Genomic DNA, 13676 nt, shown 5'->3' on the forward strand with positions numbered 1-13676 from the left:
AAACCATCGAACGCCGGCAGTCGGGCCGGCACCGCGAAGCGGCGCTAGAAAAAGATCGTGAGCGCCTTGGATAACAGAACGTTCTGGTCCAGGTGGATCTCGCGCGAGAGCAGCTTCCAGCGACCGTCGCGCCGGCGCAGCACGTCTTCGCGCTTGCCGACGAACAGGCTGACCTCCGCCTGCAGGCGGTTCTGGTAGATCAGAAAGCGCGAGCGCACCCGCACGCGCTCGCCGCCTTCCGCATCCTGCGTCACGCCCAGCACGCGGATATTGGTCACCAGGTGCGAGACGCGCGAGGCCGGCTCCTCGGCCCAATGAATGCCGGTCCTGATCTGGGCGACCCGCTGGCGCAGCGTATCGATGCCCTCGTCGAACCAGGCGGCGTCGCGCGCACCCGAATACTCCTGCGCCAGGGCGTCGCGGCGCACATTGCGCGTCAGCGGCATGCGGTAAGCGATGTCCTCGTCCAGCAGCTCCAGCCAGGCGTCGAACTCGCGGTGGTCGAGCAGATCGGCCTCATGGTGCATGAAGCGCTGCACCTGCCACCAGATCTGCATATCGTCGATGCTGCAATCCAGCGCCGCCTCGGGCGTCTTGTCGGTGGGCGCGTTCATGCCGCCTGCTCCTTGGCGCGCGCGGCGCCCGCCATCAGCTGGTCCCAGGACCAGCCGTTCATGAATTGCGCCCAGCGGCGGTAATAGATGCGCGCGTTTTCCTCGGTGTACTCGCCGTTGACCGCGCACCCGGGAATCTCCGGCACGGGCTCGGCGTGGCCCACGCCCATCTGGTAGTTGAAATAGAGTTCGCGCGACATGGCGCCCATGCTGGCCTCGGTGGCGCCGGTCCAGTTCTCCATATCGTCCGACTCGGTCATGCCCCCGGGGCCGGAATAGCGCAGGAAGTAATGGCGGGCGGCCTCCTTGACCGCTTCGGGCGCATCCTTGTCCACCAGGTACATGCGCCACATTTCCATTTCGGTGGGACTGATCGGATGGAACACCGCCAGGGTGCGCGGCTGGCGGCCGTGGAACGACATGTTCGGAAAAATCGTGCCCACGCTGGTCTGCACGCGCATCGCCGAGCCCAGCGTGCGCACGCGGCGTTCATGCACTTCGCGGTAATAGGCCTCCACTTCCGGATAGCGCGCATATTGCGGCGCGTAAGGCCCTTCCTCGTAGAATGGCAGCCGGCCCAGCAGCCCGTGCCCGAGTTCCGGAAAACAGATCGCCGACCGCGTCACCGAGGGATCGCGCCGGCCCCTGCCGCCGCCAGGCCCGATGCCGACGATGTCCACGGAGCGATGGCTGATATCGTGGTAGAGATCGCCGATGAAATTCTCGGGCGCGAATTTCCAGTTGCACTTGACCCGCCATTTCTGCACGCCGCCGATGACCTCGGAGCCGCCCGGGCTGCCGTCGCGATGATCCAGCGCCGCGTCCAGGTACAGCCGCATATTGCCCAGGTAGTCCAGGAACGGCGGCGCGTCCGGGTCCCAGGTCGCCCACACGGCGCCCTTGTAGTTGACCACCTGCGCCACCGTCTTCAGGCCCCACTGCTTCTTGTCCAGCTCGCCTTTGTAGTGCGTGGCGTGCCCCGGCACGCCGACCAGTTCGCCGGGCCGCTCCACCAGCTTGCCGTCGGTGGAAAAGCTCCAGCCGTGATACGGACAGGTGAAGGTCCGGTTATTGCCGTGGTCGTAGCGGCACAGCTTCATGCCGCGGTGCGCACAGCTGTTGAGCATGACCTGGATCTGGCCCTGCCGGTCGCGCGTCAGGATCACCGATTCCGTGCCCATCCGCGAGACGAAATAATCGTCCGGATTCGGCACCAGGCTCTCGTGGCCCACGAACAGCCAGGCCCGCGCGAAAACCTGCCGCAGTTCCCGCTGGAATATCTCGTCGTCGACAAAGATGGAGCGGCTGATCAGTCCTTCATCGGCGCGCACCAGTTCGTCTATCGCTTTCTGCCCCATCGCCACTTCCCCTTGAAGATTGCCCGCTGGCGGAGGGCTACGGCTTTTCCGCCGTGGCCGCCGCCGTGCGCAGTCGCGCTTCCGTGTTGTCGACATGGCTGCGCGCCTGCCGCCGCGCCAGCTCCACATCGCCTTTTTCGATGGCGGCGAACAAGGCCTCGTGCTCCTTTTGCGCCTGCGCCCCACGCCCGGCCACCTTGGCCGAGCGCGAGCGCGAGACGCGCAGGTTCTTCTTGAGCAGCACCGCCAGGAAATCGAAGAAATTCAGGTAGTGTTCATTGCGGGTCGCACGCGCCACGCAGCGGTGAAACTCCATATCGGCGTCCACGCCGGCCGCTACGTCGCCGGTGGCGATCGCATCGGCCATCATGTGCAGGGCCCGGCGCATGGCGGCCAGGTCTTCCTCGCTGCGCCGTTGCGCGGCAAGCTGCGCAGCCTCGATCTCGAAGCCGCGGCGCAATTCGACGATGCGCAGCACCTGTTCGGCGTCACCGATATCGGCGGCCTGCATCCGCAGCACCGAGGGCCGCGCCGTCTGCATGACGGTCAGCCCGCGGCCCTGCTTGCTTTGCACGATGCCGTCGCCCTTCAGGCGCGAAACCGCTTCACGCAGCACGGTGCGGGAAACGCCCATGCGGGTGGCGATGATCTGCTCCGGCGGCAGCACTTCGCCGATCTGGTAGTCGCCGCTGGTAATCTCTTCCAGCAGCATTTCGGTGACGCGGTCGGTTAGATTGGGTTCCGATGCGACGGGCGCGACCGAATCCCTTTTCAACAGTGAACGAGAAGCTGAAGTAGGCATAAAGAAGTTTCCATCCGAAAACGTTCATAGTGCCAGCCCGCGTTGCCTCGGCTGTGTGCGCCGGTCGCGGGGCGACGGCGTTGAAAATATGATAATCGTATAAAAATTCCACCGCATACTAGGGAAAGCGCGGATGCCGCCGCGCACAGGCTCATTACTTCATCGGCGGCTTGATGCGACGCCCCCTGCCGTCCTCCTCAGGCCCGGTAGAATGTCCCATATATGGGGATGACAACGATGAAAGACGCTGTTGACGCGCACCTGGGTGAACTGACGATCGACGCCGCTCTCCGCCTGGCGAACGCCTGGGCGGCCAGGCACCACGCGGATGCCGATCGCAGCCGCAACTTCGCCATCCAATGGCACCGCGACACCCCGCCCGCCGACCGATACGGCGAGGCCTTGCAGCGCGATCTCGAATTCTTTTTCCAGGCCGCGTCCAAGGACGCCGCCTATTGGCAATCCGTCGGCGACTTCTCGGAAGAAGCCACCGGTGTCTGGGGCGTGCAGGCGCTCAAGGCGCTGGCCGGCCTGAACTTCATCGGCCTGCTGGCCGCGGCCATCCTGCTGGCGGCGCCCGGCGACCCCGCCTATACCGCCGGCGCGGTCGGCGCCCTGGCGCTGTTCCTGGCGGGCGCCATCCTGGCCTACCCGGCGCTGCGGCTGGTGCGCAAGGCCCGCAGCCGCACCCGCGCCACGGCCGAGTCGCGCAGCCGCCAGGCCGGCAGCGCCTCGACCTGGGAAGAACTGCGATCGGCCAACGACGCCAACCCCAACGTCGGCCGCAAGGACCGTAAGCTTGGAAGCCGGCTCGGCATCATCATGGCGGCCACCGCCACCGCGGGTTGCGCCGTGCTCGTGACCACCGTGTGGCTCTAGCAGGCTAGCGCGCGCAACTCCAGTACGGGCACCCGGACTCATCGACGACGGCGGTCGCCAGCTCGCCCGGCGCCTCCAGTATGTCGCGCAGCGCATTCGCCTGCGCGCGCAGCTTTTCCGGGTCCACCCCGAAGTTCCAGCCCTGATCCAGCAGGAACCCCGCGCCTTCGTCCAGCAGCACCCGCAACACCAGCCGGGTCTGCATCGCTTCTTTAACGTCGAAATCGGCCGGCGCCTGCTGGAAGATCGACGCATAGATCCGCGTCTGAAGCCCGCAGTAACGGTCCACCGTCGCCAACGCCTCCTGCGCGCCGGCGTCGGGGTACAGCCCGCGCAGCCCGGCGGCCTGGACCTGGCACGTCCGATACCACTGCGGCATGAACCTTGCCAACAAGGCCTGCTCCCTGTCGCCCGGGTCCGCGCAACCGCGCAGGTCCGGCGCGGGCGCGCCGTCGCGCGAGGCCGCCGACAGCGCCTCGGCGATGCAATCGTCAAGCAACAGTACATTGCCCGCCGCCCGCCCGATGCCCAGCAGGCCCATCTTGCCCAGCGTGTCCTGGAAGCGCGCGGCCGCGATCTGTTCCTGCATGCCGCGATCGTACTGGCTGTACGCCACCGCGGCCAACGCCACCGCGCCGATCACGGCAGCGGCCGCCAGCACGGCGGCCTGCGCCGCCGGCCGCAGCCGTTCGCCGAAAAGCGCAACGACCGCCAGCAGCGCCCCGGCCACCAGTCCGCCCGCGTGCGCCGCATTATCGACGTTGAACACAAACCCCGCGCCGAAAGTCAGCGCCAGACTGAACAGCAGATTGGCCGGCGGCACGTGCGCACGCCCCATGCGCCGGTCATGCAGTCCATAGACGAGCGCCGCCCCGAAAATCCCCAGGATCGCGCCCGACGCGCCGCAGCTCACGAAAAAATCCTCGCGGTGCCACAGCGCCGTCACCAGGCTGCCGCACAAACCCGACAGCAGATACACCCCCAGGAACACCGGGGAACGCATGCGCGCCTCCAGTATGGTCCCCAGCGACCACAGCGCCAGCATATTGACCGCCAGATGCAGAAAACCGACATGCAGGAACATGCTGGTAAACAGGCGCCAGTACTCGCCCGACATGGTCAGCGCCGGCACGTTCGCGCCCCAATCGATCAGGAAAGACCCCTGGCTCAGGCTCTCGAAAGCCCGTGTATCCAGGTATCCGGCCACGAGGTAGACCGCGAGATTGGAGAGGATCAACAGAAACGTGATCTTGCAGGCAAACAGTTTTTTGATTAGCGGCATGCGTACGGACCGGACGGATCGATGAGACGAGCGCTATCTTAACCAAGCCGCGCCGCGTTCGCGGCCGGCGCCTGGAACCGCCCCGCAAAACCGCGTATCATGCACACGCAGGTCCGGTCGAACGGCCGGCCCGACTCTCCCGGCCTCTGCGCTGTCAGCGCGCCGCTCAACGTCGCAAGCCCTCGCGGCCTTCCCGACGCGACGAACTCCCTTCCGTTTTCCTTCATCCATTTCGCGTTTCCGCGAGATCGACCATGCCTGATTCCAAAACTGTTGCCCGCAAGGGCGGACAGCGCGCGCTGCTGTCCGTGCTTTCCCTCTCGGTGTTCTTCGTCGGCGCAAGCGAATTCATGCTTGCGGCCATGCTGAACCCGCTCGGCGCCGCCTTTGGCACCGGCACCGCCCAGACCACGTGGCTGATATCGAGCTACGCGCTCGCCTACGCCATCGCCGCCCCCATCCTCGGCCACCTGTCCGACCGCGTCGACCGCCGCCGCCTGTTGCTGATCGCCCTGCTCTCGTTCTCCGTCGACGGCCTGGGCATCGCCTTCGCGCCCAGCTTCGAAGCCGCCGTGGCGCTGCGCATCTTCGGCGGACTGGCCTCCGCCGTCATCATTCCCAACGCCTTCGCGCTGATCGCCGACGCCATGCCGCGCGCCCGCCACGCATCCGCCATGGGCGCCGTCATGCTCGGCATGACGCTGGGCATCGCAAGCGGCCCGGCGATCGCCGGCCTGCTCACCAGCTGGCTGGGCTGGCGCGCCCCCTTCATCCTGGCCGCCGCCGGATGCCTGGCCGCGTTCGCGATCGGACGCGTCGCCATCCCGAAAACCCGCGCACCCGTTGCGGCACCCAGACCGCAAGGCCTGCAATGGCTGCGCCGCTGGCCCATCGTGCGCCCCATGCTCGCCAAAGGCCTGTGGAACGGCACCGCCGTAGGCGCTTTCCTGCTGTCGGGCGAGGTCCTGCGCCAGCGCTATCGACTCGACGTCGCCGGCGTGGGCCTGAGCGCGGCGGCATTCGGCATCGGCCTGGGCATCGGCAACCTCTCGGCCGGCTGGCTGCGGCGCCTGGCCGCAAGCGAAGAACGCGCGCTGGTCTGCACCACCGCACTGCTGGCCACCGCCATCGGCGCCTTCCATTTTCTTGCCCTGCCGCTGCCCGCCGCCCTCGCCTGCCTGGCCGCCTGGGGCGTTGCCCTGGGCGCCGGCGCCCCGCTATCGACCACCGTGCTCGCCCATCGCGCGCACCACGACAAAGGCGCGGTGCTGGCCGCGGCGGAAACGCTGAACAACGTTTCCATACTGGTCTTCGTACCGCCGGCGTCCGCGCTGCTTGCGAATGGCAACGGGTATCTGGCTGCTGGGGTGTTGATGGGCGGGGTGGTGCTGGGGGTGTGGTTGACGGTGTGGGATGCGTTCAAGGCGGGAAAGCGATAATCGCCAAGCGCATTTGCCTCATGCATTTGCCTCACGCATTTGCGTCACGCATTTGCGTCAATACGCGCGACCCAAAGCTGCTTCAATCGTCTGTTTGCTCTCAGACCGGCCCACAATGAGAAAGGCCGTTAGTGAGTATCTCACTAACGGCCTTGGAACTACTGGTCGGGACGGCGGGATTCGAACTCGCGACCCCTTGCACCCCATGCAAGTGCGCTACCAGGCTGCGCTACGCCCCGAAAGAAAAAGAGTATAGCAGACCTAAAAAATGTTTGCACGCATTCGTGCAAAAAAAGTGCTGAATACTCAAAAAAATTTGCGCCCCGTGTGCGCCGATTGCATTACTGCCTGCTTGCGGCTGCGCACGGGGCGCGAGGTACTGCGGATGGCGGCGCGATGCGCCGTCATCATGTCCGGATTCAGGCTGCCGACGCGGCGCCGTTGTTGCTTGCGCCGGCGCCAGCCGAAGTGCCCAGGGCTTCGGCCAGCATGGTCGAGACGTTGCCCAGCTCGTTGCGCAGGGCCTGCATCTCGGCGCCCGACAGGCGCACGGCGGCGTCCTGGTCGTGCGGCACGTCGCGCGCATCGCCCAGGCGGTTGCGCGCGCCGCTGATGGTGAAGCCCTGCTCGTACAGCAGCGAACGGATGCGGCGGATCAGCAGCACTTCATGATGCTGGTAGTAGCGGCGGTTGCCGCGCCGTTTCACCGGCTTGAGCTGCGTGAATTCCTGTTCCCAGTACCGCAGGACATGGGGCTTGACGCCACACAGGTCGCTGACTTCACCGATGGTGAAGTAACGCTTGGCGGGAATGGGCGGTAAGGTAACGGTGGATTCTGTACGTGTCATAAGAGGATTTTATGCCGCGATACGTCGAGTGCCGATAACAATTACCGACAAAGCGTATCACTCCGCGGTGTCGTCGGATGCAGCAGGCGTCGCCTGCTCCACCACGCTCTTGAGTTTCTGGCTCGCATGGAAGGTCACCACGCGCCGCGCGGCGATGGGAATGGTCTCGCCCGTCTTGGGATTGCGGCCCGGGCGCGGCGGTTTGTCGCGCACCTGGAAATTACCGAAGCCCGAGAGCTTCACGGAGTCTCCGCGCGCCAGGGCGTCGCGGATTTCCTCGAAGAAAGTATCGACGATGTCCTTGGCTTCGCGCTTGTTCAGGCCGACCCGCTCGAAAAGCAGTTCGGCCAGCTCGGCCTTGGTCAGGGTGCGTGGCTCGGCAAGCATACTGTTCCCCATGGTTCAACGCTGGCGCGCGCCGTGCGCGGCCACCAAGGCGTCCTTGATGCGCGCCAGGCAGTCGGCCACCCGGGCTTCGTCCAGCGTGACTTCAGTGTCCTGTAGCCAGAACCGGAAAGCAAGGCTTTTCTCGGTGACGGGTTCGCCGCCCTGCGGCTTCTCGCGCCACACGTCGAACAGGCGCACGTCCTGCACCACCGCGAGCTGCGGGTCCGCCTTGACGGCGGCCGCGACGGTGTCCAGCATGGACTGGACCGACACCTGGGCGTCGACCCACAGCGCCAGGTCGCGCATGACCACGGGCTGGCGCGACAGTTCGCGGACCTGCGGCAGTTCGCCTTCGGACAGGGCGGCGACGTCGAGTTCGAAGACCACGGGCGCGTGCGCCAGGTCGGCCTGCTGCGCCCAGCGCGGATGCAGTTCGCCGATCCAGCCGACTTCGCGGCCGTCGAGTTCGATGCGGGCGCTGCGGCCCGGATGCAGCGCCGGATGGACGGCAGCTTCGAAGCGCAGGCGTTGGCCGCGCGCGCCGAACAGCGCCTGCACGTCCATCTTCACGTCGAAGAAATCGACCTGGCGCGTGGCCGCGCCCCACTGCTCTTCCACCGCCGGGCCCCAGGCGGCGCCCGCCAGCTTCAGCGGCTGGCGCACGCCGGCCACTTCCAGCGGGCCGTCCTGCACCGAGGCGTCGCGCAGGAACACGCGGCCCAGTTCGAACACGCGCACGCGCGACTGCTTGCGGTTGGCGTTGTGGCGGATGTTGGCCACCAGGCCGCCGATCAGGCTGGAGCGCATGACCGACAGATGGCTGGCGATGGGGTTGACCAGGCGCACCGGGCTGTCATTGCCGGCGTAGTCGCGTTCCCAGTCGGCTTCGACGAAGCTGTAGTTCACCACTTCCTGGTAGTCCTGCGCGGCGGCCAGGCGGCGCAGCGCGTGGTTGCCGCGGCGGATCTCGGGCTGCGAGAACATCTTGGCGCGCGCCATCGGCGGCACGGCGGGAATGTTCTCGAAGCCGTAGATGCGGGCGACTTCCTCGATCAGGTCTTCTTCCAGTTCCAGGTCGAAGCGGTAGGACGGCGGCGTCACGACGAAGTCGTCGCCCTCGACCGTGTACTCCAGACCCAGGCTGGCGAAAATCTTGGCGACCTCGGCCTGCGTGACCGGCACGCCCAGCACGCGGTGGCAGCGCGCCAGGCGCATGCGCACCGGCAGGCGCTTGGGCAGGTTGACGATCTGGTCGTCCAGCGGGCCGGCCTGGCCGCCGCAGATGTCGACGATCAGGCGCGTGATGAATTCGATGTGCTCGGGAATGGTAGCGAAGTCCACGCCGCGTTCGCCGCGGTGGCTGGCCTCCGAGCTGAACTTGTAGCGGCGCGCGCGTCCGGCCAGCGCCTGCGGCCACCAGAAAGCGGCCTCCAGGTAGATGTTCTGCGTATCCAGCGTGACCGAGGTGGCTTCGCCGCCCATGATGCCGGCCAGGCTTTCGACCTGGTCGCCGGCCGCGACCACGCCGACCTTGGGGTCCAGGGTCACGGTCTGGCCGTTCAGCAGTTCCAGGGTCTCGCCTTCGCGGGCCCAACGCACGCACAGGTCGCCCTGGATCTTGTCCAGATCGAACACGTGCGAGGGGCGGCCCAGTTCCAGCATGACGTAGTTGGAGATGTCGACCAGGGCCGACAGCGAACGCTGGCCGGCGCGCTCCAGGCGCGTCTTCATCCACTCAGGGGTCGCGGCGCGGGCGTTGACGCCGCGAATCACGCGGCCGCCGAAACGGCCGCACAGATCGGGCGCCTCGACCTTGACCGGCAGGCGCTCGTCCAGCGTCACGGGCACGGCGGCGGCCGTGGGCACCGACAGCGGCGCGCCCGTCAGGGCGGCGACTTCGCGCGCCACGCCCAGGATCGAAAGGCAGTCCGCGCGGTTGGGCGTCATCTTCAGGGTGAAGAGCGTGTCGTCCAGGTCCAGCGCTTCGCGGATCGACTGGCCGACCACCATGTCGGCCGGCAGTTCCAGCAGGCCGGCATGGTCTTGCGACAGGCCCAGTTCGCGCGCCGAGCACAGCATGCCCGACGATTGCACGCCGCGCATCTTGGCCACGCCGATCTTCATGCCGCCGGGCAGTTCCGCGCCCACGCGGGCCAGCGGCACCTTCAGGCCGGCCGCGGCGTTGGGCGCGCCGCAGACGATCTGCAGGCGCTCGCCGGAGCCGTCGTCCACTTGGCAGACGCGCAGCTTGTCGGCGTCGGGATGCGGAGCGATCTCGACGATGTGGGCCACCACCACGCCCGAGAACGCGGGCGCGGCGGGCACGGTGTCTTCGACTTCCAGGCCGGCCATCGTGAGCCGGTGCGCGAGTTCGTCGGTTGCGATCGGGGGATTGACCAGCGTACGCAGCCAGGATTCGGGAAATTGCATGATCAGCCGTGGGTTATTCGTTGAACTGGCGCAGGAAGCGCAAATCGCCTTCGTAGAACTGGCGCAGATCGTTGACGCCGTAGCGCAACATGGTCAGGCGCTCGAGCCCGGAACCGAAGGCGAAGCCGATGTAACGCTCGGGATCGAGGCCGAAGTTGCGCACCACTTGCGGATGCACCTGGCCCGAGCCGGAAATCTCCAGCCAGCGGCCGCGGTTCGGACCCGAGGTGAACATCATGTCGATCTCGGCGGACGGCTCCGTGAACGGGAAGAACGACGGGCGGAACCGCACGACGAGATCGTCGCTTTCGAAGAAGCAACGCAGGAAATCGGTGTACACGCCCTTCAGGTCGGCGAACGAGATGTCCTCGGCGATCCAGAGCCCTTCGACCTGGTGGAACATGGGCGAGTGCGTGGCGTCGCTGTCGACGCGATATGTGCGCCCCGGCGCGATGACCTTGATGGGCGGCTTGTTCATGCGGGCGTAACGCACCTGCATGGGGCTGGTGTGCGTGCGCAGCAGCAGCGGCAGGCCGTCGGCGTCGTTCATGTCGACGTAGAACGTGTCCTGCATGGACCGCGCCGGATGGTCCAGCGGATTGTTCAGCGCGGTGAAATTGGTCCAGTCGTTTTCGACTTCGGGGCCGTCGGCCACGTCGAAGCCGATGGAGCGGAAGATTTCTTCCACTCTTTCCCAGGTCCGGATGACCGGATGGATGCCGCCCGGCGCGCGACCGCGTCCCGGCAGCGTGACGTCAATGGTTTCGGATGCCAGCCGGGCGTCCAGTTCGGCCTGCGCCAGCGCGGCGCGGCGCGCGTTCAGGAGTTCCTCGACCTTTTGCTTGGCCTGATTGATCCTGGCGCCCATCTCGCGCTTCTGCTCGGGATCGAGCTTGCCCAGGGCTTTCAGCAGCACCGTCAGCGCGCCTTCCTTGCCCAGGAACCGAGCCTTTGCGTTTTCCAGCGCGGCGGCGTCAGTGGCCGCGGCGAACCGTTCTTGCGCCTGGGAGACCAGGTCGTCAACCGTGTGAGTCATGAAATCCAGCCTTCAAAACGCAAACGGGGCCATTACAGCCCCGTTCGCAGCGATGCGCGATGAGTTAAAGCGCGCGATCAGGCAGCCAAGGCAGCCTTGGCTTGCTGCACGATGGCGGCGAAGCCGGCCTTGTCGCGCACGGCCAGATCGGCCAGGACCTTGCGGTCGAGTTCGATCGAGGCCTTCTTCAGACCGGCGATGAACACGCTGTAGCTCACGCCATGCTCGCGGACGGCGGCGTTGATACGCGTGATCCACAGAGCGCGGAACGTGCGCTTCTTGTTGCGGCGGTCGCGGTAGGCGTATTGGCCAGCGCGCATGACCGCTTGCTTGGCGATACGGAACACATTACCGCGGCGGCCACGGTAACCCTTGGCGGCGGCAATGACTTTCTTGTGACGGGCGCGGGCGGTTACGCCGCGTTTGACGCGAGGCATAGTAGATCTCCGTTATATATCAAGCGAAAGGCATCATGGCCTTGACGGAGGCCACGTTGGAGTCATGGACCGCAGCCGAACCGCGCAGTTGGCGCTTGTTCTTGGTGGTCTTCTTGGTCAGGATGTGACGCTTGAACGCCTGACCACGCTTGATGGAGCCGCTGCCGCGAACCTTAAAGCGCTTGGAGGCGCTTTTCTTGGTTTTCATCTTGGGCATGTTGATTCCCTAAACTAAAACACGCATTGTTGATTTATATGACGCCAGGTGCTTGCCTCGCGTGTATGGCCGGGGTTAAACCACCGGCCAAGCCCTGCTGCGCTACGGCAAAACTTGGTGTACCTGTTGCCACTTCTGGGGGGTACTGCTTGGGGTACTACTCGGGTGTCGCCACCCAGGCCCAGGCGCCTCGCCTGAACCCTTTCCCCGAAAACGGACAAATCCAAAAGCCCAGATCCGGGAAAGCCTTTGATTATATGGTGATTTCCCGCAATTTGTCGAGCCGGCGGGCGGGCGCGGCCGACGGGACCGGGCCGACACGATCATACGCCGGTGCGCCGGTACTGCACGGCCTGGGCGACGTGGCCGGCGGCCAGCAGCGGCGCGCCCTCCAGGTCGGCGATGGTCCGGGCGACCCGCAGCGCCCGGTGCTGGGCGCGGGCCGAGCCGCCCAGCCGGCGCATGGCCTGCGCCAGCAGGGCCGCGGCCTCGGCGTCCATCCGGCAATGCGCGTCAAGTTCGGCGCCCGCCAGCGCGGCGTTGGGCTTGCCCTGGCGCTGCAGCTGGCGCTCGCGGCAGCGCACCACGCGCTCGCGCACCGGGCCGGACGGCTCGCCCGGCGGACCCGACAGCCAGTCGGGGTCGGAGGCCGGCAGGGCCACGTGCAGGTCGATGCGGTCCAGCAAGGGGCCGGAGATCTTGCCGACGTAGCGCGCCACCTGGTCCGGCGTGCAGATGCAGGCCCGCGCCGAATGGCCGCGCCAGCCGCAGGGGCACGGGTTCATGGCGGCGACCAGCTGGAAGCGCGCCGGAAACTGCGCGGCATGCAGCGCCCGCGCGATGACCACCCTGCCCGCCTCCAGCGGCTCGCGCAGGGCCTCCAGCGTGCGCCGGCTGAATTCCGGCAGTTCGTCCAGGAACAGCACCCCGTGGTGCGCCAGGCTGATTTCGCCCGGGCGCGGCCGGCTGCCGCCGCCGACCAGCGCGGCCGCCGAGGCGCTGTGATGCGGCGCCCGGAACGGCGGCAGGCCCATCGGCGCGTCCGGCAGGCCGGCCAGGGCCGCCACGGCGGCCGCTTCCAGCGCCTCGGCGCGGGCCAGCGGCGGCAGCAGGCCGGGCAGGCGTGCGGCCAGCATGCTCTTGCCCGCGCCCGGCGGACCGATCATCAGCAGGCTGTGGCCGCCCGCCGCCGCCACTTCCAGGGCCCGCCGCGCGCCCGGCTGGCCCCTCACGTCCGACAGGCATGGACCCGGCCCGGCGTCGGGCCAGGGACGGGCAATCGCGTCGGGCAGCCGGCACGCGCCGGCCGCATGCGCGGCCACGTCGGCCAGGCTGCGCGCCGACAGCACCCGCAGGCCGGGCACCCAGGCCGCCTCTTCGGCGCTGCCCGCGGGCAGGATGAGGCTGGCGCCGGGCGCTTCGCGCGCCACGCTAAGCGCGATGACCAGCGGCGCGGCCACCGGCACCAGCGCCCCCGTCAAGGACAGTTCGCCGGCCAGCACCAGATCGGCCAGCGCCGCCGGCGCGGGCGCGGGCCTGGCCTCGCCCTCGCCCGTGGCGGCGGCCAATTGGCCCGAAGCCAGCAGCAGCCCCAGGGCGATGGGCAAATCGAAGCGGCCGGATTCCTTGGGTATGTCGGCCGGCGAAAGATTGACGGTGATGCGTCCGGGCGGAAACTCGAATCCGCTGTTCAGGATGGCCGCGCGCACCCGTTCGCGGCTCTCGCGCACCTCGGTGTCGGGCAGGCCCACCACATTGAAGCTGGGCAGGCCCGGGCCAAGGTGGGTCTCCACGCGCACCGCGTGGGAATCCAGGCCGCACAGGGCCCGGCTGGCAAGCACCGCTAGCGTCAAGGCGGCCTCCGGAAAGGGATGCAAACCGCCAGTATCGGCAAAGACCGCCGCGCCGTCGGCGCCGGCGCGACAAATCGGTCCCGCCGGGCGCCGA

The 13676-nt window shown here is 67.4% G+C and carries 13 protein-coding genes and 1 tRNA gene; 2 read left to right on the forward strand and 12 right to left on the reverse strand.

The genetic code is table 11. The annotated features are described in order from the left end of the window. Positions 1–44 precede the first annotated feature (44 nt). The 3 genes from C1I89_RS04890 to C1I89_RS04900 are packed head-to-tail and all read right to left on the reverse strand — an operon-like array spanning position 45 to position 2774. Entirely contained in the window at positions 45–614 is a 570-nt protein-coding gene (locus C1I89_RS04890; protein ID WP_102771628.1) for a 3-phenylpropionate/cinnamic acid dioxygenase subunit beta, read from the reverse strand. Then, positions 611–1972: an aromatic ring-hydroxylating oxygenase subunit alpha gene (locus C1I89_RS04895; RefSeq protein WP_102771629.1), complete on the reverse strand. Its 1362-nt coding sequence runs from the start codon at positions 1970–1972 to the stop codon at positions 611–613. Before C1I89_RS04895 ends, C1I89_RS04890 begins: the two co-directional genes overlap by 4 nt. A gap of 37 nt (positions 1973–2009) precedes the next feature. Further along, positions 2010–2774, reverse strand: coding sequence for a FadR/GntR family transcriptional regulator (locus tag C1I89_RS04900; protein ID WP_102771630.1), 765 nt, complete (start codon positions 2772–2774; stop codon positions 2010–2012). A gap of 237 nt (positions 2775–3011) precedes the next feature. Between C1I89_RS04900 and C1I89_RS04905 the strand changes: the two genes are divergently transcribed. Beyond that, entirely contained in the window at positions 3012–3653 is a 642-nt protein-coding gene (locus tag C1I89_RS04905; protein WP_102771631.1) for a hypothetical protein, read from the forward strand. A gap of 4 nt (positions 3654–3657) precedes the next feature. Here the strand turns inward: C1I89_RS04905 and C1I89_RS04910 are convergent, their stop codons facing one another. Next, the gene (locus tag C1I89_RS04910) at positions 3658–4935 is read right to left on the reverse strand and encodes a rhomboid family intramembrane serine protease (RefSeq protein WP_102771632.1); all 1278 of its coding nucleotides are present in this window, start codon (positions 4933–4935) and stop codon (positions 3658–3660) included. Positions 4936–5189: 254 nt separating this feature from the next. Here C1I89_RS04910 and C1I89_RS04915 point away from each other — a divergent pair, with 254 nt between their 5' ends. Next, the gene (locus C1I89_RS04915) at positions 5190–6374 is read left to right on the forward strand and encodes an MFS transporter (protein WP_102771633.1); all 1185 of its coding nucleotides are present in this window, start codon (positions 5190–5192) and stop codon (positions 6372–6374) included. 162 nt (positions 6375–6536) lie between these two features. On the opposite strand, the gene C1I89_RS04920 is transcribed toward C1I89_RS04915, so the two are convergent. The 8 genes from C1I89_RS04920 to C1I89_RS04955 form a co-directional block, all read right to left on the reverse strand. Then, positions 6537–6613, reverse strand: a tRNA-Pro gene (locus C1I89_RS04920). Positions 6614–6793: 180 nt separating this feature from the next. Next, the gene (locus tag C1I89_RS04925; protein WP_102771634.1) at positions 6794–7222 is read right to left on the reverse strand and encodes a MerR family transcriptional regulator; all 429 of its coding nucleotides are present in this window, start codon (positions 7220–7222) and stop codon (positions 6794–6796) included. 57 nt (positions 7223–7279) lie between these two features. Next, the gene (locus tag C1I89_RS04930) at positions 7280–7621 is read right to left on the reverse strand and encodes an integration host factor subunit alpha (RefSeq protein ID WP_102771635.1); all 342 of its coding nucleotides are present in this window, start codon (positions 7619–7621) and stop codon (positions 7280–7282) included. A 3-nt stretch (positions 7622–7624) separates the two neighbouring features. After that, the gene (gene pheT, locus C1I89_RS04935) at positions 7625–10039 is read right to left on the reverse strand and encodes a phenylalanine--tRNA ligase subunit beta (protein ID WP_102771636.1); all 2415 of its coding nucleotides are present in this window, start codon (positions 10037–10039) and stop codon (positions 7625–7627) included. Positions 10040–10052: 13 nt separating this feature from the next. Further along, positions 10053–11075: a phenylalanine--tRNA ligase subunit alpha gene (gene pheS, locus C1I89_RS04940; protein ID WP_102771637.1), complete on the reverse strand. Its 1023-nt coding sequence runs from the start codon at positions 11073–11075 to the stop codon at positions 10053–10055. A 77-nt stretch (positions 11076–11152) separates the two neighbouring features. Next, positions 11153–11512 carry a 50S ribosomal protein L20 gene (gene rplT, locus C1I89_RS04945; RefSeq protein ID WP_006218741.1) on the reverse strand — a complete coding sequence of 120 codons (360 nt, stop codon included), beginning with the start codon at positions 11510–11512 and terminating at the stop codon, positions 11153–11155. A gap of 19 nt (positions 11513–11531) precedes the next feature. Next, positions 11532–11729, reverse strand: coding sequence for a 50S ribosomal protein L35 (rpmI, locus tag C1I89_RS04950; protein WP_102771638.1), 198 nt, complete (start codon positions 11727–11729; stop codon positions 11532–11534). A 323-nt stretch (positions 11730–12052) separates the two neighbouring features. Further along, entirely contained in the window at positions 12053–13582 is a 1530-nt protein-coding gene (locus C1I89_RS04955) for a YifB family Mg chelatase-like AAA ATPase (protein WP_102771870.1), read from the reverse strand. Positions 13583–13676: the final 94 nt, after the last annotated feature.

Source organism: Achromobacter pulmonis (assembly GCF_002885955.2).
Classification (GTDB): domain Bacteria; phylum Pseudomonadota; class Gammaproteobacteria; order Burkholderiales; family Burkholderiaceae_B; genus Achromobacter; species Achromobacter pulmonis_A.

Coding starts and splice junctions, on each gene's coding strand:
- C1I89_RS04890 (WP_102771628.1), bottom strand. CDS start 614: ATGAACGCGCCCACCGACAAGACGCCCGAGGCGGCGCTGGATTGCAGC.
- C1I89_RS04895 (WP_102771629.1), bottom strand. CDS start 1,972: ATGGGGCAGAAAGCGATAGACGAACTGGTGCGCGCCGATGAAGGACTG.
- C1I89_RS04900 (WP_102771630.1), bottom strand. CDS start 2,774: ATGCCTACTTCAGCTTCTCGTTCACTGTTGAAAAGGGATTCGGTCGCG.
- C1I89_RS04905 (WP_102771631.1), top strand. CDS start 3,012: ATGAAAGACGCTGTTGACGCGCACCTGGGTGAACTGACGATCGACGCC.
- C1I89_RS04910 (WP_102771632.1), bottom strand. CDS start 4,935: ATGCCGCTAATCAAAAAACTGTTTGCCTGCAAGATCACGTTTCTGTTG.
- C1I89_RS04915 (WP_102771633.1), top strand. CDS start 5,190: ATGCCTGATTCCAAAACTGTTGCCCGCAAGGGCGGACAGCGCGCGCTG.
- C1I89_RS04925 (WP_102771634.1), bottom strand. CDS start 7,222: ATGACACGTACAGAATCCACCGTTACCTTACCGCCCATTCCCGCCAAG.
- C1I89_RS04930 (WP_102771635.1), bottom strand. CDS start 7,621: ATGGGGAACAGTATGCTTGCCGAGCCACGCACCCTGACCAAGGCCGAG.
- pheT (WP_102771636.1), bottom strand. CDS start 10,039: ATGCAATTTCCCGAATCCTGGCTGCGTACGCTGGTCAATCCCCCGATC.
- pheS (WP_102771637.1), bottom strand. CDS start 11,075: ATGACTCACACGGTTGACGACCTGGTCTCCCAGGCGCAAGAACGGTTC.
- rplT (WP_006218741.1), bottom strand. CDS start 11,512: ATGCCTCGCGTCAAACGCGGCGTAACCGCCCGCGCCCGTCACAAGAAA.
- rpmI (WP_102771638.1), bottom strand. CDS start 11,729: ATGCCCAAGATGAAAACCAAGAAAAGCGCCTCCAAGCGCTTTAAGGTT.